The 26758-nt window shown below is 63.2% G+C and carries 28 protein-coding genes; 17 read left to right on the top strand and 11 right to left on the bottom strand.

All coding sequences use genetic code 11. From position 1 onward, the window contains the following. Nucleotides 1–119: 119 nt before the first annotated feature. Both QCE73_RS31055 and ribA read left to right on the top strand, forming a co-directional pair. Nucleotides 120–815 (top strand): NAD(P)-binding domain-containing protein, encoded by a 696-nt coding sequence (locus QCE73_RS31055; RefSeq protein WP_309884917.1) that lies wholly within the window; start codon nucleotides 120–122, stop codon nucleotides 813–815. A gap of 171 nt (nucleotides 816–986) precedes the next feature. Then, nucleotides 987–1655: a GTP cyclohydrolase II gene (ribA, locus tag QCE73_RS31050; RefSeq protein WP_035506107.1), complete on the top strand. Its 669-nt coding sequence runs from the start codon at nucleotides 987–989 to the stop codon at nucleotides 1653–1655. 9 nt (nucleotides 1656–1664) lie between these two features. Here ribA and QCE73_RS31045 read toward each other — a convergent pair whose 3' ends face one another. From QCE73_RS31045 to QCE73_RS31030, 4 genes are all read right to left on the bottom strand, one after another. Continuing rightward, entirely contained in the window at nucleotides 1665–2399 is a 735-nt protein-coding gene (locus tag QCE73_RS31045) for a 2OG-Fe(II) oxygenase (RefSeq protein WP_309884916.1), read from the bottom strand. Between the two features lie 93 nt (nucleotides 2400–2492). Further along, nucleotides 2493–2990 (bottom strand): hemerythrin domain-containing protein, encoded by a 498-nt coding sequence (locus QCE73_RS31040; RefSeq protein ID WP_309884915.1) that lies wholly within the window; start codon nucleotides 2988–2990, stop codon nucleotides 2493–2495. A 120-nt stretch (nucleotides 2991–3110) separates the two neighbouring features. Then, nucleotides 3111–5432 carry an ATP-dependent DNA helicase gene (locus QCE73_RS31035; protein WP_309884914.1) on the bottom strand — a complete coding sequence of 774 codons (2322 nt, stop codon included), beginning with the start codon at nucleotides 5430–5432 and terminating at the stop codon, nucleotides 3111–3113. Between the two features lie 42 nt (nucleotides 5433–5474). Continuing rightward, nucleotides 5475–6884 carry a PLP-dependent aminotransferase family protein gene (locus tag QCE73_RS31030; RefSeq protein WP_309884913.1) on the bottom strand — a complete coding sequence of 470 codons (1410 nt, stop codon included), beginning with the start codon at nucleotides 6882–6884 and terminating at the stop codon, nucleotides 5475–5477. A 134-nt stretch (nucleotides 6885–7018) separates the two neighbouring features. On the opposite strand from QCE73_RS31030, the gene QCE73_RS31025 reads away from it, so the two are divergent. From QCE73_RS31025 to QCE73_RS31010, 4 genes are read left to right on the top strand one after another with little or no spacing between them, the layout of a single operon-like run. Continuing rightward, entirely contained in the window at nucleotides 7019–7147 is a 129-nt protein-coding gene (locus QCE73_RS31025) for a hypothetical protein (RefSeq protein ID WP_255504025.1), read from the top strand. Then, a complete protein-coding gene (locus tag QCE73_RS31020; RefSeq protein WP_309884912.1) occupies nucleotides 7144–8724 on the top strand; it encodes an FAD-binding oxidoreductase in 1581 nt (526 codons plus the stop codon). The genes QCE73_RS31025 and QCE73_RS31020 overlap by 4 nt, the downstream gene beginning before the upstream one ends. Further along, complete coding sequence (locus QCE73_RS31015) at nucleotides 8721–9092, top strand: hypothetical protein (RefSeq protein WP_309884911.1); 372 nt, start codon at nucleotides 8721–8723, stop codon at nucleotides 9090–9092. Before QCE73_RS31020 ends, QCE73_RS31015 begins: the two co-directional genes overlap by 4 nt. Nucleotides 9093–9146: 54 nt before the next feature. Further along, nucleotides 9147–9515 (top strand): DOPA 4,5-dioxygenase family protein, encoded by a 369-nt coding sequence (locus tag QCE73_RS31010; RefSeq protein ID WP_309884910.1) that lies wholly within the window; start codon nucleotides 9147–9149, stop codon nucleotides 9513–9515. A 55-nt stretch (nucleotides 9516–9570) separates the two neighbouring features. Here the strand turns inward: QCE73_RS31010 and QCE73_RS31005 are convergent, their stop codons facing one another. Further along, complete coding sequence (locus QCE73_RS31005) at nucleotides 9571–10137, bottom strand: phasin family protein (RefSeq protein WP_309884909.1); 567 nt, start codon at nucleotides 10135–10137, stop codon at nucleotides 9571–9573. A gap of 627 nt (nucleotides 10138–10764) precedes the next feature. On the opposite strand from QCE73_RS31005, the gene QCE73_RS31000 reads away from it, so the two are divergent. After that, nucleotides 10765–10980 carry a helix-turn-helix transcriptional regulator gene (locus tag QCE73_RS31000; RefSeq protein WP_081818272.1) on the top strand — a complete coding sequence of 72 codons (216 nt, stop codon included), beginning with the start codon at nucleotides 10765–10767 and terminating at the stop codon, nucleotides 10978–10980. Between the two features lie 35 nt (nucleotides 10981–11015). Here the strand turns inward: QCE73_RS31000 and QCE73_RS30995 are convergent, their stop codons facing one another. After that, nucleotides 11016–11954 (bottom strand): DMT family transporter, encoded by a 939-nt coding sequence (locus QCE73_RS30995; protein ID WP_309884907.1) that lies wholly within the window; start codon nucleotides 11952–11954, stop codon nucleotides 11016–11018. Between the two features lie 503 nt (nucleotides 11955–12457). On the opposite strand from QCE73_RS30995, the gene QCE73_RS30990 reads away from it, so the two are divergent. The 6 genes from QCE73_RS30990 (at nucleotide 12458) to QCE73_RS30965 (ending at nucleotide 19124) form a co-directional block, all read left to right on the top strand. Beyond that, nucleotides 12458–13027: a fimbrial protein gene (locus QCE73_RS30990; RefSeq protein ID WP_035506169.1), complete on the top strand. Its 570-nt coding sequence runs from the start codon at nucleotides 12458–12460 to the stop codon at nucleotides 13025–13027. Between the two features lie 109 nt (nucleotides 13028–13136). Next, nucleotides 13137–13844, top strand: coding sequence for a fimbria/pilus periplasmic chaperone (locus QCE73_RS30985; RefSeq protein WP_309884906.1), 708 nt, complete (start codon nucleotides 13137–13139; stop codon nucleotides 13842–13844). A gap of 218 nt (nucleotides 13845–14062) precedes the next feature. Further along, a complete protein-coding gene (locus tag QCE73_RS30980) occupies nucleotides 14063–16648 on the top strand; it encodes a fimbria/pilus outer membrane usher protein (RefSeq protein WP_309884905.1) in 2586 nt (861 codons plus the stop codon). Nucleotides 16649–16655: 7 nt separating this feature from the next. Beyond that, on the top strand, nucleotides 16656–17726 hold the full coding sequence (locus QCE73_RS30975) for a fimbrial protein (protein ID WP_309884904.1): 1071 nt from the start codon (nucleotides 16656–16658) through the stop codon (nucleotides 17724–17726). 116 nt (nucleotides 17727–17842) lie between these two features. Further along, nucleotides 17843–18823 carry a fimbrial protein gene (locus tag QCE73_RS30970; protein WP_309884903.1) on the top strand — a complete coding sequence of 327 codons (981 nt, stop codon included), beginning with the start codon at nucleotides 17843–17845 and terminating at the stop codon, nucleotides 18821–18823. A 94-nt stretch (nucleotides 18824–18917) separates the two neighbouring features. Beyond that, a complete protein-coding gene (locus QCE73_RS30965) occupies nucleotides 18918–19124 on the top strand; it encodes a hypothetical protein (RefSeq protein ID WP_309884902.1) in 207 nt (68 codons plus the stop codon). 11 nt (nucleotides 19125–19135) lie between these two features. On the opposite strand, the gene QCE73_RS30960 is transcribed toward QCE73_RS30965, so the two are convergent. Then, nucleotides 19136–19567, bottom strand: a complete 432-nt coding sequence (locus QCE73_RS30960; protein WP_309884901.1) for a hypothetical protein — start codon at nucleotides 19565–19567, stop codon at nucleotides 19136–19138. 258 nt (nucleotides 19568–19825) lie between these two features. On the opposite strand from QCE73_RS30960, the gene QCE73_RS30955 reads away from it, so the two are divergent. Then, nucleotides 19826–20200 (top strand): hypothetical protein, encoded by a 375-nt coding sequence (locus QCE73_RS30955; protein WP_035506047.1) that lies wholly within the window; start codon nucleotides 19826–19828, stop codon nucleotides 20198–20200. 51 nt (nucleotides 20201–20251) lie between these two features. Here QCE73_RS30955 and QCE73_RS30950 read toward each other — a convergent pair whose 3' ends face one another. After that, complete coding sequence (locus QCE73_RS30950; protein ID WP_309884900.1) at nucleotides 20252–20425, bottom strand: hypothetical protein; 174 nt, start codon at nucleotides 20423–20425, stop codon at nucleotides 20252–20254. 285 nt (nucleotides 20426–20710) lie between these two features. Between QCE73_RS30950 and QCE73_RS30945 the strand changes: the two genes are divergently transcribed. Continuing rightward, entirely contained in the window at nucleotides 20711–21001 is a 291-nt protein-coding gene (locus QCE73_RS30945) for a hypothetical protein (RefSeq protein ID WP_035506045.1), read from the top strand. Between the two features lie 63 nt (nucleotides 21002–21064). Here the strand turns inward: QCE73_RS30945 and QCE73_RS30940 are convergent, their stop codons facing one another. Genes QCE73_RS30940 through QCE73_RS30930 form a run of 3 tightly spaced genes read right to left on the bottom strand, consistent with a single transcriptional unit; the run spans nucleotide 21065 to nucleotide 24318 of the window. Beyond that, a complete protein-coding gene (locus tag QCE73_RS30940; protein WP_035506043.1) occupies nucleotides 21065–22102 on the bottom strand; it encodes a S1C family serine protease in 1038 nt (345 codons plus the stop codon). Nucleotides 22103–22156: 54 nt separating this feature from the next. Then, complete coding sequence (locus tag QCE73_RS30935) at nucleotides 22157–23032, bottom strand: DUF4922 domain-containing protein (RefSeq protein WP_309884899.1); 876 nt, start codon at nucleotides 23030–23032, stop codon at nucleotides 22157–22159. Continuing rightward, complete coding sequence (locus QCE73_RS30930) at nucleotides 23020–24318, bottom strand: L-fuconate dehydratase (protein WP_309884898.1); 1299 nt, start codon at nucleotides 24316–24318, stop codon at nucleotides 23020–23022. The genes QCE73_RS30935 and QCE73_RS30930 overlap by 13 nt, the downstream gene beginning before the upstream one ends. 160 nt (nucleotides 24319–24478) lie before the next feature. Between QCE73_RS30930 and QCE73_RS30925 the strand changes: the two genes are divergently transcribed. Then, entirely contained in the window at nucleotides 24479–25207 is a 729-nt protein-coding gene (locus QCE73_RS30925) for a GntR family transcriptional regulator (RefSeq protein WP_309884897.1), read from the top strand. A gap of 54 nt (nucleotides 25208–25261) precedes the next feature. Next, nucleotides 25262–26740: an extracellular solute-binding protein gene (locus QCE73_RS30920; protein WP_309884896.1), complete on the top strand. Its 1479-nt coding sequence runs from the start codon at nucleotides 25262–25264 to the stop codon at nucleotides 26738–26740. Nucleotides 26741–26758 lie beyond the last annotated feature (18 nt).

Genomic DNA, 26758 nt, shown 5'->3' with positions numbered 1-26758 from the left:
GCAGGGCTATCGGGCCGATATTTGGCGTTTTCCCGCATGAGGCATTGTGATTGCGCGTGCCTCCCGGAGGTTCCTTTAAAAGCACATCGTTGCTTTCGCGTTTATTTCAAGGAGGCAGTATGAAGATCGGAATTATCGGCGCCGGGAACATCGGGTCCGTGCTGGCGCTGCGGTTCGGCGAGAACGGCCACGAGGTGCGCATCGCCAATTCGCGCGGGCCCGCTTCGCTCGCGGATGTCGAGCGCGAAACCGGCGCGACGGCCGTCGAGGCGCGAGACGCGGTGAAGGGCGCGGATGTCGTCGTGGTGACGATTCCCGAGGCGAAAGTGCCGAATCTGCCCAAGGACCTGTTCGCGGGCGTGCCGGCGGGCGTCGTCGTGATCGACACGGGCAACTACTATCCGCAGCAGCGCGACGGGCGTATCGACGGCATCGAGAAGGGCGCGACGGAAAGCCGCTGGGTCGAGCAGCAGATCGGACGGCCGGTCGTGAAGGCGTTCAACAATATCTATGCAGACCACCTGCGCAATCGCGGCAAGCCGGCAGGCACGCCGGGACGCATCGCGCTGCCGGTCGCGGGCGACGACGCGAAGGCGAAAGCCGTCGTGATGAAGCTCGTCGATGAAATCGGCTTCGATCCCGTCGATGCCGGCGCCATCGACGATTCGTGGCGTCAGCAGCCCGCGACGCCCGTCTATACCGCCGATTTCGACGCCGCCGGCGTGCGCGCGGGGCTGCAGAAGGCCGATCCGCTGCGCAAGCCCGAGTGGCGCGCGACGGACAGTAGTCCCGGCACTTTCGAGAATCCGGCGTGAGAGAAGGCCGCCGATGAGCGGAACGCCCGTACGGAAAAACGCGGGCAGCGGCGCGCGCCGTGCGACAATCTGCAAACTTTCCCGATGGGCTTTACCATGACTAACCGGGCTGGCGCGATGGTGCATGATCCATCGGCCGGCGTCCGGCGCCGTGGACTCGCAGATTGATCTATGAAAACCGCTTCTCCCCCGCAGGACGTGCAGGACCCACAACACCGCTTCGGCGAGTGCGACGAGTGCGCGGATGTCGAACTCGTGGCGACGGCTACCATTCCGACCCGCTACGGCACCTTCGATTCGTACGTCTATCGCGTGAAGCACACGGATGTCGAGCACATCGCCTTCGTGATGGGCGACGTGAGCAACGGAGAATCGGTGCTGACGCGGCTGCATTCCGAATGTGTGACCGGCGACGTGTTCGGCTCGTATCGCTGCGATTGCGGCGAGCAGCTCGATCTGGCGCTGCGCTATATCGCAGCGGAGGATCGCGGGATTCTGCTGTATCTGCGCGGGCATGAAGGGCGCGGCATCGGTCTCGCGAACAAGATTCGCGCTTACGCGCTGCAGGAGCAGGGGCTCGATACCGTCGATGCGAACCTGCATCTCGGCCTGCCCGACGACGCCCGCGAATACGACTCCGCCGCCGCGATCCTGCGCTCGATGAACGTGAAGTCGGTGCGCCTCATGAGCAACAATCCGTCGAAGTTCGACACGCTGCTCAAGCACGATATTCCCGTGTGCGAACGCGTCGCGCTCGCCATCCCGATGCGCGAGGAAAACGAGCGCTACATCAAGACGAAGCAGGCGCGCTTCGGGCATTACTTCGACGAAAACGAATAAGCCGCGCGCTCACTGAGCGTCGTGAAAGATCACGCCGAGCATATGCCGCCGCCCCGACCTGAGGCGGCTTACGCCGTGCTTCATGTTCACCCGATACGGCCCGCGCGTGCCCTGCACCGGCCGATGATGCACGGCGAAGAACACCGCATCGCCCTGCGACAGGGGCACCGCTTCCACACGTGACTGCATTCTCGGACGCTGCTCCGTCATCACGAACTCGCCGCCGGTGAAATCGCGGCCGGGCGCGGAAAGCAGGATCGCCATCTGGATCGGAAAGACATGCTCGCCGTAGAGATCCTGATGCAGGCAGTTGAAATCGCCGGGCACGTAACGTAGCAGGAGCGGCGTCGGCCGTGTCTGCCCCGCGCGATGGCAGCGCTCGATGAACGCCGCGTGCTCGCGCGGATAACGCGTCTCGATGCGCATCACCTCATTCCAGCGATTGGCGATCGGCGCGAGATGCGGATAGACGGCACGCCGCGCGCCTTCGAGCGTTTCGGGCAGCGGATACGCGAAGTATTTGTACTCGCCGCGCCCGAAGCCGTGGCGCTCCATCACGACGCGGCTGCGAAAGATGCCGTCGCGATCGTACAGCGCGGCCAGCGTCTCGCATTCGTCGCGCGACAAGAGCGCGGGCGCCGTGGCGCAGCCGTAGCTGTCGAGTTGCGCTTCGAGATCGGCCCAGTCGAGCGCGTCGATCCGTTCGCCGATATCTTCTGACGTCGCGCGTTCGAGCACCTTCATGTCATTTCTCCGGATGTGCGTAAGTTGCCTGCAGTGTGCGCCGCGCGCGCGTCGCACGCACTCCGGGTCTTGCTGTGCAATTCGCGCCGCGCATCAGTGCGCCATCAGCGCGCTCTCTGCGATGCGCTCCTTCAGCGCGGCCTTGCGCGCGGCCATTTTCGCGCCGATCGCGACGAGATCCATCTGCGTCTTGCGCACTTCCGGAAACAGCGTTGTTTCCTCTTCCTCGATGTGATGCGTCGTGTTCTCCTTGAGCACCTTGAAGGTCGCGTCGAAACCATCGTCGCCGGCCTTCAGGTTCGCGAATCGTTCGATGAGCGTCTTCACGAGAAAATGCTCGACGTAGGCTTCGTCCACGTCGATGCGCTGGTCTTCGGCCAGCGCATTCTGGGCGACGGGATACAGCATTTCTTCCTCGACGATCGCGTGGATCGTCAGCAACTCGCACGCGCGCTGAACGAGCGCGTTCTTGCGCTCGAAATCGTTGCGTTCCGCGCGTTCGAACGCATCGAAAAGCTGTTCGATGGCGCGGTGATCGGCTTCGAGCATGTCGAGCGCATCAATGGGTCGCGGGGTATGAGCGGCAGACATGTGGGTTCTCCTATAGTGGGCTCTCTCGGCCCTGTAGGGGCATCTTCGTGTCCCTGAGGCGCCCGAGAGCAGCAAGATGAATGCCCGCGATTGACCAGTTAACGGCGGCGTCGCGCGCGTCTAAATAGTCGGTCTTCCCGATTCGGCCAGGTCGCGTTGCCGCATCACTTTCACCTGCCACCACGCGGGCAAGAGACGCCGCACCTCCGCGCGCGCGAAGCGGTCGTCGATCAGATAGAGCACGCCGCGATCGAGCGGCCCGCGGATCACGCGCCCGGCCGCCTGCACGACTTTCTGCACGCCGGGAAAAAGATACGTGTACGCGTAACCCTCGCCGAACGCCTCGTGCATGCGCGCTTTCATTTCCTGGTTGACGGGATTGAGTTGCGGCAGACCGAGCGTTGCAACGAACGCGCCGATGAGCCGCGAGCCGGGCAGATCGATCGCCTCGCCGAACGCGCCGCCCAGCACCGCGAAGCCGACGCCGCGCCCGTCGGCGACGAAACGCGCGAGAAACTCGCGCTGCGCCGCCTCGCTCATTGCGCGGGACTGTTGCCAGCACGGAATCGACGGATGACGCGTCGCGAGCGCCGCCGCGACTTGCGCCAGATATTCGAAGCTGCTGAAGAAGCTCAGGTAATTGCCCTCGGCGCTTTCAAACTGCGCGGCGATGAGATCGGCGATGCGGTCGACCGAGCGCTCGCGATCGCGATAGCGCGTCGAAAGATCCGCGATGGCCCGCACGTCGAGCTGTTCGGCGGAAAAGGGCGATTCGACATCGACGCGCACGCTCGACTCCGGCAGGCCGAGCGTATCGGCGTAGAAATGCGCGGGCGTGAGCGTCGCGGAAAAAAGCGCGACGCTGTGGGCGCGCGCGAAACGCGGCGCGAGATGCGGGGCGGGAATCACGTTGCGCAGGCAGAGCACGGCATTGCGTTTCCCGGCGTTCGAACTCATTCGGCCGAGCGTGATGTCGAAGATCGAATGCGGACCGAAGCGTTCCGCGATGCGCGTGAAATGCACGGCATCGAAGTAGAAGCGCAAGGTTTCGGGCGTGAAGACCTCGGGTTGTTCGCCGAGCGTTTCGGTCATCAGCGAGACGGCTTGCGCGAGCGCCGTCAGCAGGCGCGCGGGCGTTTCCGTATGCGCCGCATAGTCGATGTTCGCCGCGTCCTGTTCGCGCGTGAGTTCGCGCAGGCTTCGCGCGACGCGCCCGAGCGCCTGTTTCAGCACGGGCGGCGCGCCGCGTCGCATCGCGTTGAAGGCGGCCTGATCGAGCGTCGCGGAATACATGCCGCGCGCCCGTTCGACGAGGTTATGCGCTTCGTCGACGAGCACCGACACGCGCCATCGATTCGCCTCCGCGAGCGCGAAGAGCATGGCGCTCGTATCGAAGTAATAGTTGTAGTCGCCGACGATCACGTCGCTCCAGCGCGACAGTTCCTGGCTCAGATAATACGGACAGACTTCATGCCGCCGCGCGACCTCGGCGATCGACGCGCGGTCGAGTTGCGCGCATTCGAGCGCGTCGGCGCGCGCCCCGGCGAGGCGATCGTAGAAGCCCCGCGCGAGCGGACACGATTCGCCGTGACACGCGCGATCGGGATATTCACAAGCCTTGTCGCGCGCCACGAGTTCGACGACGCGCAACGGTTCGGCGGCGAGCGTCGTCAGCGCATCGAGCGCGAGTTGCCGTCCCGCGCTTTTCGCCGTGAGAAAGAAGATCTTGTCGAGCCGCTGGCCCGGCCACGCCTTGAGCAGCGGAAAGAGCGTGCCGACCGTTTTGCCGATGCCGGTCGGCGCCTGCGCCGCGAGACATCGGCCGGACACCGCCGAGCGATAGACCGCTTCCGCGAGCGCGCGCTGGCCGGGCCGGAAATCCGCGTGAGGGAAGGCGAGCGCTTTCAGCGTCTCATCGCGTGCGGCGGCGTGCTGCATCTCTTGCCGCGCCCACGCGATGAAGCGCTCGCACTGCGTTTCGAAATGCGCGGCGAGCGCCTTGGCCGTCTGCGTCTCGACGAGCACGCTCTCGGTCTGATCGACGATATCGAAATACACGAGCGCGACCTCGATGGCTTCGAGCGCGAGCTTGCGGCACATCAGATGCGCATACACGCGCGCCTGCGCCCAATGCAGATGACGATGATTCTGCGGCATCGATTCGAGCTTGCCGCGATGCGTCTTGATCTCTTCGAGACGATTGAGCGCGGGATCGTAGCCATCGGCGCGGCCGCGCACGCACAGCGGCCCATAAGTTTCCGACAGCGAGATTTCCTTCTGATATCCGGCCGGCCGCCGGCTCGTCACCGTGACGTGGCCCGCGACGCCCTCCTGCGCGCTCGGCGTCGGCGTGAAGCGCAGATCGAGATCGCCCTGTTTCGCGGTGAACTCGCACAGCGCGCGCACGGCGACGGTGTAGGCGGGCTCGGATGCTGTATGCATGTACAGCAGTCTAGCACGCAGGCATCGGCGTCGAAGCGCCTTCTAGGATGCCGCGCGCAGCAGTTCGCCGAGCGTTTTCATCGCGCTTTCGACCTGCGGTGACCACGGATGACCGAAGTTGATGCGCACGTAATTCCCGAACGCGTGACGCGCGGAGAAGATCGGCCCGGGCGTCACGTTGATGCCGTGTTCGAGTCCGCGCCTGTGCAACTGCATCGCATCGACATGTTCGGGCAATTGCAGCCACAGGAAATAGCCGCCGTCCGGCTGCACGAACCCGACGTCCGTCGGCAGCCAGCGCGCAATGGCCTGTTCCATCGCGCCGCGTTGCGTGAGAAGCGCGCCGCGCAGCTTGCGCAAGTGCTTGTCGAAGCCGCCGTGCTGGAGATAATCGGCGATGCCCGCCTGAATGGGGATGCTCGTCGAGATGCTCGTCATCAGCTTGAGCCGCCGGATCGCGTCCGCGAAACGGCCCGCCGCGACCCAGCCGAGCCGGTAACCCGGCGCGAGCGTCTTCGACAGCGATGCGCAATGCATCACGAGCCCTTTGGTGTCGAAGGCTTTCGCGGGCGGCGGACGATCCGGCGCGAAATGCAGTTCGCCGTAGACATCGTCCTCGATGAGCGGCACGTCATGCTGCGCGAGCAAATCGACGAGCGCGCGCTTCTTCTCGACGGAAAGCGTCACGCCCGTCGGATTCTGAAAGTTGGTCATGAACCAGCACGCACGCACCGGATGCTTGACGAGCGCTTCGGCGAGCACGTCGAGATCGAGTCCTGCGTGCGGATCGACGGGAATCTCGACCGCCCGCAGGCCGAGATGCTCGACCGCCTGCAACGCCGCGTAGAAGCACGGCGATTCGATCGCGACGACATCGCCCGGCTTCGTGACGGCCATGAGGCTCAGCGTGAGCGCTTCCATCGCGCCGTTCGTGACAATGAGTTCCTCGACCGGCTGCGCGATGCCCATGCCGATATAACGCAGCGCGATTTGCCGCCGCAATTGCTCGTTGCCCGGCGGCATGTCGACGACCGTGCTCCACGGATCGAGCATGCGCGCCGCGTGCGCGAGCGACTTCGCGAGACGCGCCAGCGGAAACAGTTTTGGCGATGGAAACGCGGAGCCGAGCGGCACGACATCCGGACGCTTGACCGCATCGAGCACGGAGAACACGAGACTGCTCACGTCGATGGCCGCAGGCTCCGCGATCGGCGTGGGCGAGGCTGTCTGCGTCGCCACTTTCGCGCCGGGCGCGACGAAGTAGCCGGAACGTTCGCGCGCGCGAATCAAGCCCCATTCTTCGAGCAGGTAATACGCGCGAAAGACTGTCGATTGCCCGACGCCGTATTGCGTCGTCAGATGCCGCACCGATGGCAGGCGCGTGCCGACAGGCAAGCGGCCCGCGCGAATCTCGGCGGCCATCGTGTCGGCAAGGGCTTGGTAGCGCTTCATCGCGTGCTTGGGAGAGGGGGCGCGAAATTGTCTCATACGGGTTCGCGAAGGAATATCCACGCGTCGCCGTGCGTTTAATGAGCAAGCGGCTTAATCGCCGCGCCCGGCTTTTCAAACCTTTCGGAGGTGCTTTCATGAAGCTCGCCAGAATCGCAACAGTCATGCTCGCCTTGCTCGCCGGTCTGCTCGCGGGATGTCAGACCGACGGCAGTTCGACATCGTCGGGCACGACATCCGGCAGCGGCAGCAGCGGCGGATATTGACCGCGCAAAGGCTGCCGCCGGGACTGTCGGCGGCGCAGTTTCGGGCGGCGCTCGCGGCCTTCGCGGCGGCGCTCGGCAGCGATGCGGTGCTGTCGGACGATACCGCTTCGTATCTCGATCCATTCGCGCCCGGCGACGCGCTCGCGCACGCGCCGTCCGCCGTCGTCCTGCCGAGAGATGTCGAAGGCGTGCGCGCGGCGCTGGCGGTGGCGAATCGATATCGCGTGCCGCTCTGGACCGTATCGACGGGACGCAACTTCGCTTACGGCGGCGCAGCGCCACGCGTGAGCGGCTGTGTCGTGCTCGACTTGCGGCGGATGAACCGCATCATCGAGATCGACGAGACGCTCGGCTTCGCGCTGGTCGAGCCGGGCGTGACGTACTACGACCTGCATCGCGCGCTCGGCACGCCACGGAAGTTCTGGCTCGATCCGCCCGCGGCGGGCTGGGGCAGCGTGATCGGCAACACGCTCGAACGCGGCTATGGCACGACGCCTTACGGCGACCACGCGGCCCATCAGTGCGGCATGGAGGTCGTGCTTGCAAACGGCGATGTCGTGCGCACCGGAATGGGCGCGATGGCGTCGAGCCGTGACTGGCAGGTCTTCAAAAGCGGCTTCGGCCCGTCTTACGACGACATGTTCATGCAGTCGAACTTCGGCGTGGTCACGAAGCTCGGCATCTGGCTCATGCCCGCGCCCGAGGGCTACATGATTTGCCGCTACGCGTTCGGACGCGAGGACGATCTCGAACGCGTCGTCGATACGCTGCGTCCGCTCAGAATGGATGGCACGATTCAAAGCAACGCGGTCATCGAAAGCGCGGTGCGCTGGGCGGCGGGCGTATCGACGCGAAAGACCTGGTACGACGGCAAAGGCGCAATGCCCGACGACGCCATCGACGCGATGGCGCGCAAGATCGGCATCGGGCGCTGGAACCTGCGCTTCTGTCTGTATGGGCCGCCGTCGCTCGTCAACGCGCGGCGCGATATCGTGCATGCGCGTTTCAAGCCGATCGCGGGCGCGACGCTCTTCGAGATGCCGTATCGCGATGCATCCATCGAGCCCGAAGGCGGCGGCGATCGTGCGCAAGTCGGCATTCCGGGGCTCGAAGCGTTCAATTTGCTGAACTGGCGCGGCGGCTCGGGCGCGCATATCGATTTCTCGCCGATTTGCCCGCCCGTCGGACGCGATGCCGTGAAGCAGGCGCGCATGGTGCGCGAGCGCGCGGCGCAATTCGGCTTCGACTATTACGGCGGTTTCACGGCGGGCCAGCGCGCGATGCATCACATCTTCGCGGCGATTTTCGATCGCGACGATCCGAAACAATCGCGCGACGCCGGTGCGCTGATCGAAGCGCTGATCAGCGATGCGGGCGCGGCGGGTTATGGGCAATATCGGACGCATCTGTCGTATATGGATCTGGCCGCCGCGCAATACGACTTCAACGATCACGCGCTGATGCGGCTGTCCGGCACGATCAAGACGGCGCTCGATCCGAACGGGATTCTGTCGCCGGGCAAGCAGGGTATCTGGCCGGCGAAGCGTCCGGATGCATCGGAAGGAGAAGGGCGATGAGCACGACGCGGCGCACGTTTCTCATTGCGGCGGGAGCATCTGGATTGCCGTGGATTTCGGTCGGCGTGGCGGCGCGGGCATCGACGCGAACCTGGGTCATCGACGAAGCGTTGCCCCAAAGCCGCGTGATGCTGCGGCGCGCCCGTCTCGCGAGCGCGCGCGTCGAGTCCCTTTCCGGCGATGCGGGCTGGCTGTGGATCGAGCGATTATCGAAGGAAGCGATGTCGCCCTCGCACGCGATCGGCGGACTGACGCGCTTCGCCGACGCGTTCGTGTTGTCGCAGCTCGGCGCGGGCATCGGCATGCGGGCGACACATCATCGCGCATTCGTTGACGACGCCGTGCTCTGGACGCTCGAACGTTGCTGAAAGCGGTTCGGTAGAATGAAGCGTGTCTCAATATTGCCGCGCACGGATGAAACGATGAACGCCACGGACACCCGCACGATCGCCGACTGGCATGCGCACATCTATTTCGATGCCGTGAGCCGCGACGCCGCATGGCAGCTTCGGCTCGTGATCGAGCAACGATTCGCAGCGGAGTTGCAAAGCGGCGCATTGCGCCTTGGACGCTTTCACGAACGGCCGGTCGGACCGCATCCGATGTGGTCGTTTCAATTGGGATTCGGCGGCGACCTGCTCGCGCCGATGCTCGCCTGGCTCACGCTCAATCACGGCGCGCTCGATGTCTTCATGCATCCGAATACGGGCGACGCGCTCGTCGATCATCGCGATTCAGCCGTGTGGATCGGACGCTCGCATGAGCTGGTGCTGAAGAGCCTCGGCGGCTGACGCTCAAAAAGAAAAAGGCGGAACGCGTCCGCCTTGCTTGCCGATATCCCGCGATTTACTTCTTCGCGCTCGCCGTTTTCGACGATACGGCGCGTACGGCCGTCTGATTCGCGACGGTGGCGTCGTTCTGCGCCGCTTCGACCACTTGCTTCGCAGCCTTTTTGGCGGCTTCGTATGCCGAATTCGCCGATTGGGTCGCGGCATCGATCGCGGTTTTCCACGCCGTCACGACGGCTTCGCTGCCGACGGGCGCGTTGCTCACGAGGCTTTCGAAGATTGCCTGGGCGTTACGCTGCGACTTCTCGATCTGATCCTGCGCCGCTTCGATATACCCGCCGCGCACACCCGTTGTGATCTCGTTGACGCTCGTCCAGTACGCCTGCACGCGCTGCGCGCTGTTTTGCAGATGCTGGTTCTGGAGCGCGAAGAATTCCTGCGGATCGCGCACGGAGAACGTCTTGGCGAGCAGCGCCTGATGTTCGTCGAGCGCCGTCCTGACCGTGCGCACGTTCAGATCGACCAGTTTTTCGAAACCCCCGACGACTTGTGTGGCGAGACCAAAAGTCGTGTCGACGCCCGCCTTCTGTGACGCGATTACATTTTCCGGCGTAAAACTGCTCATGCTCGACTCCATATGGAAGTTGCCAATTGAATACGCGATGAATTTGTGCAGTGCAGCGATTGGTCTATTCTAAGGGAACGATGTGGAGTGTCAATTACGTTTTCCCGGCTTGACTTTAAACCATGTCGCCCATTATTCAAAAATCGCCGCTGGCGATAAGTAAATGAGCAGGCTCATTAAAAGCAACTGGTTTGATCATACATCACATAATCCGAACGACCATTTGCTTTTCGGCAGTATTCCAGTACGCGGAAAAATCCGACCAGTCGGACGGCGAAGTTAGGCGGCAATTGAGTTGTATCCGGCACGCCGGGGAGGCCGCACTCGCGTAAACACCTAAGCCCAAACTTACCGAATGCGTTGTTTCCCCACTTGACGCATTGGTGCGTCAATTGGAAGAATCTCGCACTGCAACACGCGCATACGGGCATTCGGCGGACACGGTCTTTACCGGTATATCTGTCACTGCCTCGTCATCGTGAATCCGTAGGATTCACCTTCGCGCGAATGAGCCGGCGCTGAACGGCATAAAGATATAAATCGAGAGAATTGAAGAAAATGGGGCGACATTCCCAAACCCTTGGCCACCTTGAACGTAGTCACGAAGACAACACCTTGCGGCGCGCCATGGCCGCACGACTCGACCGCGCCTTGCAGAAGGCCAACGTCAGTTCCGCCAAAGCCGCCGGCTGGCTCGATGTGAGCGAGCACGACGTGCAATTCTGGCGTCGGGGCATCACGGTTCCGCCGTTCGCGGCATTCAGCCGAATCGCGCGGGCGCTCGACATCGATCCGCACTGGCTCTGCACGGGTCAGGCGCAGCAGGCGCATTCCGCCAACTGATTGCGTCCGCTTCGGCTTTCGCGTTTCCCTGAGGGTCAGACTTCCGTCGATACAGCCGGTGCTGTCTTGCGTCCGTGCAGGAGTACGGTGCCGATGCCGCTCGCGGCGATCACGCACATGCCGATCGCCATCCAGAAGTCCGGCACCTGTCCGAACAGCAGCCAGCTGAAGAGCGCCGCGAACGCGAGCTGTCCGTAGGCAAACGGCGTCAGCACGGAGAGCGGGGCGCGCTTGAGCGCCTGAAGCATGAGTCCGTGCCCGAGGGTCGCCATCGTCGCCATGAAGACGACGAGCAGCCAGCTTCCGATCCGCACCTGCGCGAGCGCGGGCAAGGTTTCGGCCTGATCCATCCAGACGAGCACGCACAGCAGGATCGTGGCGACGAGCGCCGTGAGGAAGTTGGTCGTGATCGCATCGTCGACGCGCGAGAGATGGCTCGACACCACCTGAAAGCACGCGAAGGTCGCCGCCGCGCCGATCGGAAAGATCACGGTCCAGCTGAACTGGCTGCCGCCCGGCCGCACGACGAGCAGCATGCCGATGAAGCCGAGCACGACCATCGCCCATTTGCTGCGCGGCACTTCGTCCTTCAGGACGAGCGCGGCGAGCAGCGTGGAAATGAGCGGCGCGAGCATCGCGAGAGAAGTCGAAACCGGCAGCGGCAGATGCCGCAAGCCCGCGAACGTGCATGCGGAATTGGTAAGCAGCAGCACCGCCCGCACGACCTGCAGCTTGACGCTGCCCGAGCGGAACAGACCGAATGCACGGCGCCGCACCTGCCAGACGCCCATCACGACCATCTGAAAAAGATAGCGTACCCAGAGAAGCGCAAGTAGAGGGACTGCGGTGCCGATCAGCTTGACGGTGGAATCGCTTGCCGCGAAGGTCGCGGTCGTCAGGATCATGATGGCGATACCGGCGCCGGTGTTATCGGTATCAATGCGGTATCGCGTCTTGCCCTCTAGCGTTGCCATCGAGTTCTCGTGATTCGCCGCCACGCGCAGCGAACCGTTGCCCGGCGTTTTTGCTGACGGCATATATGAAGGAACGGCTCTCAGACCGTTGCTCCGATTCTCCCGGCATCGCAGGGTGCTGGCAAGGCGACAGTAAAGTTCTTTTCCGCCTTGTTGTGCACAGGTCACGATGCGGGAAATGTACTAGACGGTTCGGACAAATTGGGATTCGGCGTGGAAAAGGGCCGTCAATCGTCGGACCAATGCATGAAAAGCGCGCTTCGATTCGTCCACTTCGGCTTTTTTCCTCCTAAAGAACGCCATCTCAAATTGAGAATTGGATTAGAGATTTCCTAGGCGCCCTTTTTTACTATCTCCTTCACAGATCGCAGCCACAGCCAGCCACCAGACATCACGCTGGATGAAAGCGCAAAGCGTTCTCCGATGTGTCGTGGCATTCAAAGCCGAGCCATGCGCGTCGAATCGGTCCGAAGTCATCCATTACGAGTTTTCTGGAGCATTACATGCAAAAACGCATCACCCTCGCAGCCGCCTTCGTCTCCATGAGCGTCGTCGCTCTGATGTCGATGAACGCGCACGCCGGCGACGGCACCATCACCATCAACGGCGCGGTCAGCGACACGACGTGCTCGATCAACGGTGTCGCGAACGGCACGCCGGCCAACGTCACGGCGACGCTGCCGACCGTGGACTCCGGCGCGTTGTCGGCTGCCGGCGCGACGGCAGGCACGTCGAACCTCGGCGATATCACGCTCGCGTTGAGCGGTTGCGGCGGCACGGCGACGAAAGCGGTAGCACGTTTCGAAAACGGTCCGACGGTCGATCAGACCAGCGGCAATCTCGTGAACCAGGCGTCGGCATCGCCCGCGGGCAACGTTCAGGTGCGCTTGCTAAACGCAAAAATGCAGCCTATCAATATCCTCACCAACCAGAACAACGACTTAGCCACGAACGGCGCGACGATCTCGGGCGGCGCCGCTACGTTGAACTATTTCGCCCAGTATTACGCAACGGGCAAGGCGACCGCGGGCAGCGTCAACACGACGGTGCAATACACGACGCAATATCAGTAATGAGCGCGCCGGACGTTCCGATGAGGGACGGTCCGGCTTTTGCGCAGGCGCGCGGAGAAATTGGACGGCTGTCATGAAAATAATGAAATGGTTGATTGCGATATCGATAATGTTCTCGGTATTGTTCGCGGTCGCCGCGCATGCCAGCGTCACGATAGGCGGCACGCGCGTGATTTATCCGCTCGATCAGCGGGAAGTCAGCGTGAAGCTGAACAACGATAGCCGCACGCCGGCGCTCGTGCAGGTATGGATGGACGATGGCAACGCGGACGCGAAGCCCGGCGACATCAAGACGCCCTTCGTCATCACGCCGCCGATTTTCCGCATGGACCCGAACAAATCGCAGACCTTGCGCCTGATGTACGGCGGCGACGCACTGCCGCAAGATCGCGAGTCGGTGTTTTGGCTGAACGTGCTCGACGTTCCGCCCAAGACTGACGCCAAGGCCAGCACGAACACGCTGCAACTGGCCTATCGAACGCGAATCAAGGTCTTCGTGCGTCCGCCGCGACTTCCAGGCAGCCCGGACGAGGCGCCGAAATCGCTCGAATGGCGCGTCGTGCCGGCGCCCGAAGGCGCGGGCCTGGCGCTCTCCGTATCGAATACGAGCGCGTATCACGTTTCGTTCAGCGAAATTTCTGTTTCGTCCAATGGACGCACGTACAAGAACGAAACGGGCGGCATGGTCGCGCCACGTTCCACGCAAATCATCCCGGTGCCGGACATGAGCGGCGTCACGAGCGGAAAGATTCATTTCATCGCGATCAGCGATTACGGCGGTCCCATCGAAGGTGACGCCACCCTCATCGGACAGTAGCGGCGCAGAAGCGCACCATTACGTCATCACGCACAGCGCGCTTCTTCTCGCGCGCTGTTCCCCGCGCATCCTCGATGCGTTCATGACGGTCTTTGAAACAGACTGTTCACCCATCTCAGAATTAGAACTCGTCCTAGGTACTTCTATCTCGATAAAAAATAGCATCGGTTTGCTGGACATCCCTCCGTCGATGTTCGACAAACCGAGATTGCCGAGATATGAAGTGCCGTCGAAATCAGTCGCTTTCTTCGCCCAAACTGAGCGGTGTCGCCGCGCTGGTCCTGATGGCCTTCGCGAGCGCGATGCAGGCGCGCGCCAGCGAAGCATCCGGCGCGGTCGAGTTCGACACCACGTTTCTGCGCGTGGATTCAGGGAGCGATTTCGACGCAAGGCGATTTTCTCGCGACAACATGGTGTCGCCGGGCATCTACTCGGTCGACATCATCGTGAACGGCAATCGCGTCAAGCGTGACGAAACGCGTTTCGTGACGGCGCGCGAAGGCGAGAACGCGACACCGTGTCTGACGCGCACGATGCTCGAAAGCGCGGGCTTCGACTTCGCCGGACTCGCGACGGAGCGCAGGCAGTACAGCGGTGAGGCGTCGGCGGACGCGTGCATCGATTTGCGCGCGCTCGTGCCGGAAACCTCGATCGACTTCGAGTTCAGCGAGCAGAAACTCGTGCTTTCCATTCCCCAGCGTTACATGCGCGCGTCGGCGCGCGGATATGTATCGCCGGAGCTGTGGGATCGCGGCGTGAATGCGGGCTTCCTGAGTTACAACGCGAACACCTATCGGACGCGAGCGGGCGGCGAGCAATCGACGCAGAATTATCTGGGGCTCAACGCAGGCGTGAACGTCGGCGGATGGTATTTTCGTCATCAGTCTTCGCTGACTGCATCGACCGGGCAGGCGACGCAGTTCGACAACATCGCCACCTTCGTGCAGCACGACATAACCCGCATGCGCGCGCAAGCCGTGCTCGGCGACGCGCAAACGACCGGCGACGTGTTCGATAGCGTGGCGTTTCGCGGCGTGCAGATCGCCACGGACGATCGCATGCTGCCCGAATCGTTGCGCGGCTTCGCGCCTGTCGTGCGTGGCACGGCGGATTCGAACGCGCTCGTGACGGTGCGTCAGAACGGGCTGATCATCTACGAAACGAGCGTGACGCCCGGCCCGTTCGAAATCCGCGATCTCTATGCAACGGGTTCGGGCGGCAATCTCGATGTCACCGTCACGGAAGCCGACGGACGCGCGAGGCGCTTCACGGTGCCTTATGCATCGGTTGCGCAATCGCTGCGTCCGGGCACGACGCGCTTCGCGGTCACGGCGGGACAACTGCGCGACGACTCGCTCTTCACGAAACCCGCTTTCGCGCAATTCACGCTACAGCGGGGCCTGACGAATCTGGTCACGCTCTACGGCGGCGCGATCGCATCGGAGGGCTATGCCGCCGTGAATGTCGGCGCGGCGCTCAATACGAAGTACGGCGCATTCGCGAGCGATATCACGGCCGCGCGCACGCAAATTCCGGGCAAACAGGCGATGCAGGGCAAGAGCCTGCATATCGGCTATGCCAAATTCGTCGATCCGACCGGCACCAATCTTTCGCTCGGCGCATACCGTTATTCCGACAGCAGCTATCTTTCCTTCGCCGATGCCGCCCGCTTGCGCGACGCCGCGCGGGACGGCGGCAATCCGGCCGATCGCAATCGCGGCCGCGTGCAACTGACCATCGATCAGCGGCTCGGCAAGCACGGTTCGGTGTTCGCGACGGCCTCGTCGCAAAGCTACTGGAACCGTCCGGGAAACGACATTTTCTATCAGGCCGGTTATTCGAACAGCTTCAAATACGGCACCTATAGTGTGACTGCGGGCCGCACGCAGAATTCGGACGGCACGATGTCGAATCAGTTCATGGTGAGCACGACCATTCCGCTCGGTCGCTCGCAACATGCGCCGCAACTCACGACGAATCTGAACATGAACGGCGGCGCGACGAACATTCAGGCGAACGTCGGCGGAACGGCGGGGGAACGCAATCAGTACTCGTACAACGCGTATGGATCGATGGCGCAGTTGCCGGGCGCGAGCATGAGTTCGAATGTGGGCGTGAGCGGCGCGTGGCGCGCGTCGCATGCGCAGGTCAGCGCGTCGGCAAGCGGCGGGGCGGGCTCGTCGCAGGTGTCGGCGGGCGTGAGCGGATCGATCGTCGCGCATCCGGGCGGCGTGACGTTCTCGCAGACGGTCGGCGATACCTTCGGCATCGTCGAGGCGAAGGGCGCCGAGGGCGCAGGCGTATCGGGCGCGACCGGCGTGAAGATCGATTCGCACGGTTACGCGGTCGTGCCTTATCTCACGCCCTACAGCATGAACAACGTGGACGTCGATCCGCGGGGCAGTTCTCTCGATACCGAGCTTCAGTCGACGTCCGAACAGGTCGCGCCGCGTTCCGGGTCGATCGTCATGCTCAGGTACAAGACGGTGACGGGCCGCGCCGCGCTGATCCGCGCGCCGCGCCTCGCCGGCGATGCGCTGCCGTTCGGCGCGGAAGTCTCCGATGGCGCGGGGCATGTGGTGGGCGTCGTCGCGCAGGACAGCCGGATTTTCGCGCGCGGCATCGAGGATAAGGGCACGCTCGTCGTCAAATGGGGCGACCGCGCGAACGAGCAATGCAGCATCGCGTATGCGTTGCCTGAGAGGAGCGATAAGGCGATGACGGGGTATGCGTCGGTGGAGTCGCATTGCATCGCTTCGCATACGAGGGTTGCGGCGACGACGCCTTCAGCCATTGCCGAGTGAGACCAGGATGAGATTCGAACGAGACCGGACTTTCGGCATGAGCGGCGCGGCGCGCTGGTTTGTCTTCGTGATCGCGGCACTCCTGACGTTGTTCGTTGCGATACCCGCGCATGCCAATTCCACCTGCAACAACCCGAATTTCAACAACACGCTTGCCGCGGGCACCATCGTGGTTCCGGTGGGTGCGGCGACGGGATTGACGGTCAGCACGCTCGCGCCTTTCAACTTCATCGTCCAATGTCGTTTCGTGGCCGGCGGGACGAACACCACGACGGCGCTTTTGACGGGCACGCTCAGCACGACGACTCCACTCGCAGCCGGATTTTCCGACGTGTATCAGACGGGTATCGCGGGGCTGGGCGTCCGGTACACGCTCAACTCGCCGGGAGGACAATGCAATATCGTCAATCAGACGCTGCAGAACGGCACGTTCTCGTTCAACTGCACGTTCAGCGGACCTGTCGGCGGTCCATATGTCCCGTACAGCGTCTTTATCACTGCATCGCTGATCGTCACGGGGCCGGTCGCGCCCGGCGCAACGACGCTGACATCCGCACCCGTGATCGGATTCAGTTTGAGCACGAACGAAACGGCAGGTCCGTGGCCTCAGCGTCCCGCCTACGATGGCTCGGCCTCGGGTGTTCTTACACACGCCACCTGCTCGGTCAGCCAGACCAGCGTTTCCGTCGATCTGCCTACTGCCGACAGTCACAATCTCGGCTCGATCGGCGCGACGACCGCGCCCAAGGCGTTCGCCTTGTCGTTTTCCTGCCGGACCGGATCGACGGTGCTCATTACACTTACCGACAGCGTCAATCCCGCGAACCGCGGCACGGCGCTGCAGCTCGCGCCCGGATCGACTGCGGCGGGCGTCGGCATCCAGATCCTCAACAGCGCCGGCACGCCCGTTTCGTTCGGCCCGGACTCGGCCACACCGGGGAACACGAATCAATGGTCGATCGGGACATCGCCCAACGGGACGCTGCAGGTGCCGCTGACCGCGCGATACGTACGCACCGGCGATGTATCCGCCGGCAGTGTCAAGGCACTGGCGACATTCACGATGTCTTACCAATAGTCTCGCATGCGGCTCGGGAGCCTCGCGATTTCGTGAACGAACCATAGTCCGAGGACGCATTTTTTTGCGCGCGGTGTCGAGCAGACCGGCACGCGAGCACGAAGGAAACCTAAAGCATGAGCGCATCGAAACCGATCGGATGGATTGCGCGCGTCCTGCGCCTGATCGCCGTCTTTACCTTGTTCTTCTCGTTCGCAGGGCATGCGCGGGCCGACTGCCCGGTCAACGGGGGGATGCCATTGTTCAACTACGGATCGGTCGTGGTGTCGGAGAGCCTGGCGATCGGCGAAGTCATACCGGGAACGGTCAGGACGTATCAGCTCGTCGGCAGATGCACGTCGAACTCGACTTTCAACCGGCCGGTCGTTACTTGTCCCCTCAGCGGCGCCGAGGTCTCCGGCATGACGGGCGTTTATCCGACGAACGTCGCCGGCGTCGGAACGAGAATGCGCGATGGATCGGGCAAACCGTTGATCGGCACGGGGGCTTGTTCGACGGACTCGTCCCTAGGGACGGTCGGGGCGACGGGCGATTTCAACGTCGCGGGGTCGTTCGAACTCGTCAAGACGGGCCCGATCAGCGGAGGTTCGTTTTCCGGCGTGCGCTATGACGCCGGCGTGCTGAACACGGGTATTGCGCTGAACAACGGCGTGAAGTCCATGACGATTCCGAACGGCACGCCCGTTCGGACCGTGACGTGCAGCGTGTCGAGCGCGACGGCCAATCAGACCGTCACGCTTCCGACTATCGGAACCTCAACGCTCGGTGCGGCGGGTGCGGTGGCCGGAAAAACATCCTTCAAACTGGATCTGATCTGTCAGCCGGGGGTGAAAGTGGCTGTGACCTTCAGTTCCACGTCGGGCAACACCGGCGTGCCGAGCGTACTGGCCAGTACAGGCTCGGCGCAAGGCGTCGGCGTGCAGTTGCTGGATTCTGCTCAAGCGCCGCTTGCTCTGGATAACGCACTGCCGCTGACAGCGGGGACGACGGGCAACACGTCCTTCACGTTCTTCGCCCAGTATTACCGCCTCGGCGCCGCGGCCGTTTCGCCCGGCGACTTCCACGCGACCGCTATTTTCACGATGAGCTATCAGTAGGTAACCCGTCGATTGTTGCGCACAAAGCGCTTGCCATCGTGACTCCGCCGCCTACACTTAAAGTAGTTTCTCAACTGCTTCGAAGGAGGCAACAATGAGAACGAGAACTCGCGAAGTCGTACGCATGCTCGCGACATTCCGCCGTTCGGCGCATTGCCGAAGCTTGCGTGCTGCCGCGGCAGCTCAGGAAGTACGCGATCTCGCAAACGAAACGTCGTCCGACGACGCAGCCGAAGAGGACGAGCGTGCCGAACTCGAAACGCGGCTCGCCACACGCAAGCCGCATCCCGGCATGCATTGAGATGCGCGCGCTCAGACGCCTGCCGGATTCCTGAACGGCGAGAAGCGCCAGTGCCCGCTCGCGTCCTTCACGGCGATCGCGCCATGCTCGTGCAGCACGTCGCCGATGGCGCCCGGCTTGATGTCGTCGGAGATGCGGATGACGAGCAAGGTGCGCTGCGGCGCGGCGTCGTCGCTGGCTGGCGGCGTCTGCGGTTGCTGTAGCGGCTCTTGCGGCACGTAGCGGTTGCGCGCGCCGATCACGCCCTGATGCTCGCCGTGCGCGACGTACTCGGCATCGTCTTCGTCGTGAGTGGGCGGCAGCAGCGCATCGATGTCGATTTCGCCGCGTCCTGCCCGGTAAAGATGCGCATCGTCGCGTCGCAGGCCTGCGAGCTGCAATGCGCGAAGCGCGTCATGTCCGTCGCGATAGCATCCGAACACCCCAACTATGACCTGATTCATCGTCGCCCCCTCTGTCGGCCCGTATCGTTTCCACGAACCAAGCAACTGATGTCATCCTGCGCGGTCTTCGATTCGCTTCCGCGCTGTTCGATTCGTCAGATGATCTTCAGCAACGGGCGTTCCCGCATGATGGTTTTGAAAGGGTGAGTGTCAATGAGCCGTTTCCCGCAGGTTGCGACCCCAACGGCTATCACCTAAAGTAGCTGAGCTTCTTTCCCGGATCCGCGCGTCACGCAACGCGCTCTTCGCGAGGTTCGAATGATTGCGAAAGCCTGTGCTTGGGTACTCGTACTGATCGCAGGCTCCGCAGCGGCGGCGCCTTGCTATAACGACGGCGATGTCGTCACGCTCGAAGGCACGGCGACGCGCCAGGCCGCGCACGAAGGAGATGCATCCGCGAAGCCCGCGTGGGTGCTTGCGCTGTCGGGCCCGATCTGCGTGCTGAGTGCGGGCACGGGCCAGAGCGCGCGGCAGCAGTCGAACGTGTCGGCGGTGCAGATCATCGATGCAACGCCCACGGAAAACGCGCGCATCCAGGTGACGGGCAAACTCGTCACCGGCAACGTCAGCGGCTATTACGCGGTGCCCACCGCGATCTGGGTGCTCAAGCAGCGGGTGCTGTCGGGACAATAAGCCTCTCGGCCCGCATGGGCGATGCGTCGAACCCGCGATGAATGCGAACGATCAGGCCGCTTTCGCGTGCGCCTGATAGCGCCAGAATTCAGCGACGACGATATGCAGCGGTTGATCGTCGAGCTTGCGTTCCTCGGCGAATCGCAATAAGGCATCGAGTTGCGCGCCGGTGCAACGGAACGCTTCGCGGCGCGGAGCCGTCTGGTTTTTCTTGTGCGTGGTCATGGCAATCCTTTTTAGGACCTTCCCCGACAGGGCAGGATCGTTCGACGGGGCGGCCCGTGCGCGCGAACGCTGCCTGCTGCTTTCACATTAAGCCGGAGCCGCGCACGCGCGACCGGCTGTTAGCGCACATAGCCGTCAAGACACGACACATAGCGCAAAGCGCGGACCCGGGTATGTGCTTAGGTCTCTTTTGCTTTCACCGCTGGAATAAACCGTTCGACCATGCCGTTTAGCATGGGTGAACCCGCGCGGGAATCGAGACGCGGGACGAGGGAGGAGGAGCCTGTGAGCGCCGATCAACAAGCGCACGAGGAGCTCGCGCATATCGGGCGGATGATCGCGGAACTGGAGCGTGTCGCGGCCACGGAGCGCGGCGAACCGAAACGGTATGCGGTCATGCGGCCGGAGTACTGGCAGCGGCGCATCGATGCGTTGATCGTCGCATCGACGAACGAGCCGTTGCGGCGCGATGCGGCCGCGTTGCGCGAGCGCCTGGCGGAAGTTTTCGCCGATGCGCACGAACGGGATACGGGGCACGCGGGAGAACCGGCGCGGGAGACCGGCAGCAGAAAATGAAGCGAAGCGACGTGCGTGGCGGCGCGTGTGACGATCGGACGATCGACATGCGCCGCCGCAGCGTCAACCCGTTTGCTCGACGGGCGTCACGTCGATATCGAGCTTCTGCGTCCCGCGCAGCACCGCGATCTTCACGGGCTTGTCGATACGCGATGCATCCAGCGTGCGCTGCAAGCCATCGACGCTATCGACGGCGATGCCATCCACCGCGACGATACGATCGCCCGTGCGCAAACCGCCGAGCGCGGCCGGACTGCCTTTTACGATCTCCATCACATGCACGCCGCTCGCGAATGCGAGTTCGAAGAAGCGCTGCACGCGCCGCGAGATCGGCGTAGTCGTGCCCGCCACGCCGATATACGCACGCCGCACGCGCCCATACGCGAAGATCTGCATGATGACCCACTTGGCCGTGTCGATCGCGGTGGCGAAGGAGATGGCCTGCGCGCCGGAAATGATCGCGGTGTTCACGCCGATCACTTGCCCCGCCGAATTGATGAGCGGCCCGCCCGAGTTGCCGGGATTGAGCGCGGCATCGGTCTGGATGACGTCGTAGATCATGCGGCCCGAGGTCGAACGCAGCGAGCGGCCGAGCGCGGACACGACGCCCGTCGTGACGGTCTGCGCGAGCCCGAGCGGATTGCCCACCGCGATCGCGATCTGCCCCACGCGCAGGCTGCCCGAATCGCCGAGCTCGACATGCGGCAGCGGCTCCGCCGAACCGATGCGCAGCACCGCGAGATCGCTCGCGGGATCGTCGCCGACGAGATCGGCATCGAAGCGCGCGCCGTCCGCGAGCGTGACCACGATATGCGTCGCGCCATGCACGACATGGCTATTGGTCAGCAGATAGCCGTCCGGCGTGAAGATGAATCCCGAGCCCGTGCCGCCGACATTGCGGCGCGCGCCGCGCGGATCGGCGACCTGGCGCTCGACTGCGATGAACACTACGGCTTGCTGCACGCGCTCGAGCGCACCGATGACCGTGCGCGAATAGGCGTCGAGCAGGGCTGAATCGTCGATATGGCCGAGCGGGGCGGAGGGCGCGGCGTCCTGCGCGCCGCGCGCAAGATCGTCGATGAATTGAGGCCGGCTTCCCATGTTCCTAGAACTCCCGATGTCTGGAAGCCGACATGCGGGCCGCTGCCGCCGATTTCAAGAGAGGGTTGCGTTCGCGAGCAGTTTCATCGGCCCGAGCGTTTCGACGACGTTGCGCTGTGCAGCGTCGCGCACGAAGAGCGAGCCGGCGAAGCCGAGCGCATTCACCGCGACGCCTTCGACATGCGAGACCCCGCGCGGCACCGCGAGCATCCAGCGGCGCGTGACGAGCAGGTTGTAAGGCGCGCTCTGATGCGCAACGCCCGCGACGTCGAGCGGCTGCACGCCGATCGCGTTAAGCAGTTGCAGATAGATTGCTTGGGCGTTCGCGGGGTCGTCGTCGTCGAGCCGTGCGGCCGTGTGCGCGAACGCGAGTTGCGGCGCGCGAAAAATGCCGCTCGTGTGCGCTGCGTCGATGAACGGTTCGATGGGCAAGGCGTGACCATCGAGCGGCAGCGGCACGATCTGCAGATGCTTGTGCGGCTGGCTCGATCCGGCGATCGTGCCGCCGTTATAGAAGCCGAGGCCATCGAAGCGTTCGAGGCATGCGAAGAGCGCGGCGAAGTCATCCTCGCAGATCAGCGATTCCTGCGGCTCGAAGTCCGTCGTCACGATCAGCAGATGATGCGCGAGCACGTTGAACTTGTTGAGCAACAGAAAGTGCCGCTCGCCGATATCGCCCACACGCAGCGCTTCCTCGCACGGAGAAAACGGATCGCGCCATGCGCTTGCGGCGTCTGCCGTGGCCTTCGCCGCGAGCTTCGATGCTTCCTCCTTGCGCGCGAGGTTCGCCGCTTGCCGCACGAGAAACGGCACGCCGCCATCTTCGATCACGCTTTGCACCGTGTCGAAGGAACGCAGCGCGCCGCACGCGAGCGCGCGTTGCGTTTGCGTGACGACGTCCTGCCACGAAGGAGCGTTCATTCGCGCCATGCTTCTCCTTTGCCGAACTCGTATCGATCGAGCGATGCCGCGTGCATCTCGATGCTGTAGCCGGGCGCTTTCGGCGGCATATAGCGCCCGTTTTCGATGACGACGGGATCGAGAAAATGCTCGTGCAGATGATCGACGTATTCGAGCACGCGACGATCGAGCGAGCCCGACACGCAGATGTAATCGAACAGCGAAATATGCTGCACATACTCGCACAAGCCGACGCCGCCCGCATGAGGACACACCGGCACGCCGAACTTCGCGGCCATCAGCAGCACGACGAGCACTTCGTTGAGACCGCCGAGACGGCAGCTATCGATCTGACAGAAATCGATCGCTTCGGCTTGCAGCAACTGCTTGAAGATCACGCGATTCTGGCAATGCTCGCCGGTCGCGACGCCGATCATCGGTGCAAGACGCCTGCGGATCGCGGCGTGACCGAGCACGTCGTCGGGGTTCGTGGGCTCTTCGATCCACCACGGATCGAACTCCGCGAGACGGCGCATGTTCGCGATCGCTTCATCGACTTCCCAGACCTGGTTCGCGTCCATCATCAGCTTGCGGTCGGGGCCGATTTCCTCGCGCAGAATGCGCGCGCGCCGCATATCTTCGTCGAGATCGCCGCCGACCTTCTGCTTGAAATGCGTCCAGCCTGCCGCTACGCCTTCACGCGCGAGCCGGCGAATCTTGTCGTCGTCATAACCTAGCCAGCCGGCGGATGTCGTGTACGCGGGAAAGCCCTGAGCGAGCATTTCCTTTTCGCGTTCTCCGCGTGTTCCATGAATGCGCTTCAATAAGGCGAGTGCTTCCGATGGCGTGATCGCATCGGTCACATAGCGGAAGTCGAGACAGCGCACGAGCTGCTCCGGACTCATATCGACGAGCAGTTTCCACACGGGCTTCTTCTCGCTCTTCGCCCAGAGATCCCACACGGCATTCACGACGGCAGCCGTCGCGAGATGAATCACGCCTTTCTCCGGGCCGATCCAGCGCAATTGACTATCGGATGTGAACGCGCGCCAGAAGCCGCCCATGTCCGCGGCGATATCCTCGATGCGCCTGCCGACGACGAGCGGTGCCAGCGCCTCGACCGCCGCGACGACGACTTCGGTGCCGCGTCCGATCGTGAATGTGAGGCCATGACCCGCGAGTCCGGGCGCATCGGTTTCGAGTATCACGTAGGCGGCGGAATAGTCGGGCGCGGCGTTCATCGCGTCCGAGCCGTCGAGCGAACGCGAAGTGGGAAAGCGGATATCGCGCACGGAGAGCTTCGTGATGCTGGTCATGTTCATCTCCTCAGATGGTGTCGTGACGGCGATGCTCAGGGTTCGAACGGAGGCCTTCATAAAGGCCCGAATATGCTGCAACGCACGGGCGCAATCGACATTGACAACCCGTGTTGCACCTCCTAGCCTGCTAGCATGTTAGTGCGAAATCAAGGGCGGCGTGAGCTCATCGACGAATGAAAACAGTCTTGCCGCCGACCCTTACCGCGCGTTGCCCCGCTTGCACGGTTCGGAGCGCGGCAGCCTCACCGACGCCGTCGAGGAGGCGCTGCGCGCGGCCATCGTCAATCTGGCGATGGAGCCCGGCATGATGATCGATAAGCTCGCGGTGTGCGAGCGCATGGGCGTATCGCGCTTTCCGGTTTCGTCTGCACTCGCCAAGCTTGCGACCGTGGGGCTCGTCGAAGTCTTGCCGCAGCGCGGCACACGCGTCATGCCCATCGTCATGCACGACATACGTCAGCATCTGTTCATCCGCAGCGCGCTCGAAGTGAAGACCGTGCGCACGCTTGCCGTTGCGTGCGACGCAGCCACGCTCGATGCACTCGATGCGAACCTCGACCGCGAAACGGAAGCAGTGCAGCAAGGTCTGCGCCGCGAGTTTCATCTGCTCGATCTCGCGTTCCATGAATTGCTTCTCGACGCAATCAACTTGCCGCGCGTGAAGGAGATCGTCGCTGCATCGCGCAATGCGCTCGATCGCGCGCGCCGTCTGATGGCGAGTCCCGAGCGTCACGCGCATACGCTCGCCGAGCACACACGTATCGCCGATGCGATCCGCGCGCGCGATGGCGATGCCGCCGCGCGCGCGATGCACGATCACCTGGATGAAGTCGTCGCGGAACTGCGGCGCTTCTCCGCTGAAAGACCGGATCTGTTCAGGGAGTAGGAGACAAGAAAGACGAGCCATACATGTGGTCAACCGCAATGGAGGAGACACACAATGAACCTGTTCAAGCAAATGGGCGCCGTGACCGCGCTCGCGGCCGCATGTCTCGCCGCGTCGCCGGCGATCGCGGCCGAGGACTTCAAGGGCGTGACCGTCAACGTGATGACTTTCGTCGGTCCGCAAATCGCCGAGCCGCTGCAACGCCGCGCGCCCGAGTTCGAGAAACTCACGGGCGCGAAAGTGAATGTGCTGACGGTGCCGTTCTCTGACCTTTATCAGAAGCTGTTGACGGACTGGGCGTCAGGCACGAATTCCGTCGATGCGGCGGTATTCGCGCCGCAATGGATGGTCGATTACACGAAGGGCGCCTTCCTTGAAGACCTGACGCAGCGTGTCGCCAAAGACACGGCGTTGAAGGAAGACGACGTGATGCCGTTCTTCGTCGACTTCTCGCAGAAGTACAACGGCAAGACCTATCTCGTCGCGCTCGATGGCGACTTCCAGATGGTCTACTACCGCACGGATATCCTTCAGCAACTTGGCAAGCAGCCGCCGAAAACCTGGGACGATTACCTCGATATCGCAAAGGCCGCGAACGGCAAGGCGTTCGGCGGCGACGGCAAGCCGGTCGCGGGTTCGTGCATTTCGAAGAAGCGTAACGCGCAGGCGTACTGGGCGATCATCTCGATCGCGGGCGGTTATCTGCAATCGAAGGGCACGGCGCAAGGCGCGTTCTTCGATCCGCGCAACTTCAAGGCGCTCGTGAACAACGACGGCTTCAAGGAAGCGTTGCGCGTCTACAAGGAATCGACGACTTACGGACCGCCCAACGAAATCAATCTCGATGTCGGCGACACGCGCAGCGCGTTCATCTCCGGCCATTGCGCGTTGACGCTCGACTGGGGCGATGTCGGCGTGCTGGCGATCGATCCGAAGCAGTCGAAGGTGATCGACAAAGTGGGCGCGGTGATTCTGCCCGGCTCGCGCAAGGTGGTCGATCGCGACACGGGCAAGCTCGTGCCGTGCGACAAGACCCGGTGTCCTTATGCGATCGACGGCGTGAATCACGCACCGTTCGCGGCCTTCGGCGGTTGGTCGGGCGGTATCAATGCGAAGGCGAAGCCGAAGGTGAAGGACGCCGCTTATGCGTTTCTCTCGTTCATGAGCCAGCCGGCGCAATCGAACGTGGATGTGACGATCGGCGCATCGGGCTTCAATCCGTATCGGCGTTCGCAATTCACGGACATGTCGGCGTGGAAGAAGGCGGGCATGAGCGACGCGGCCGCCAAGTCGTATCTCGGCGCGATCCAGCAGAGCCTGCAAAGCCCGAACATGATCATCGACCTGCGCATTCCGCAGAATCAGCGCTATGAACAGGTCGTGCTCGATACGGCGGTCGCGCGCTTCGTCGCGGGTGAAATCGATGCGGACGCCACGATGAAAGCCATCGATAGCGGCTGGGCCGAAATCACCGACGATCTCGGCAAGGACACCCAGTTGCGCGCATACAAGGCGTCGATCGGCGCGAAGTGAGGAGGAGGGCGGGCGCGT

The sequence above is a fragment of the Caballeronia sp. LZ029 genome, assembly GCF_031451275.1.
In the GTDB taxonomy this organism is placed as follows: Bacteria; Pseudomonadota; Gammaproteobacteria; order Burkholderiales; family Burkholderiaceae; genus Caballeronia; species Caballeronia jiangsuensis.
This window is presented reverse-complemented; position numbering and strand designations above follow the sequence as displayed.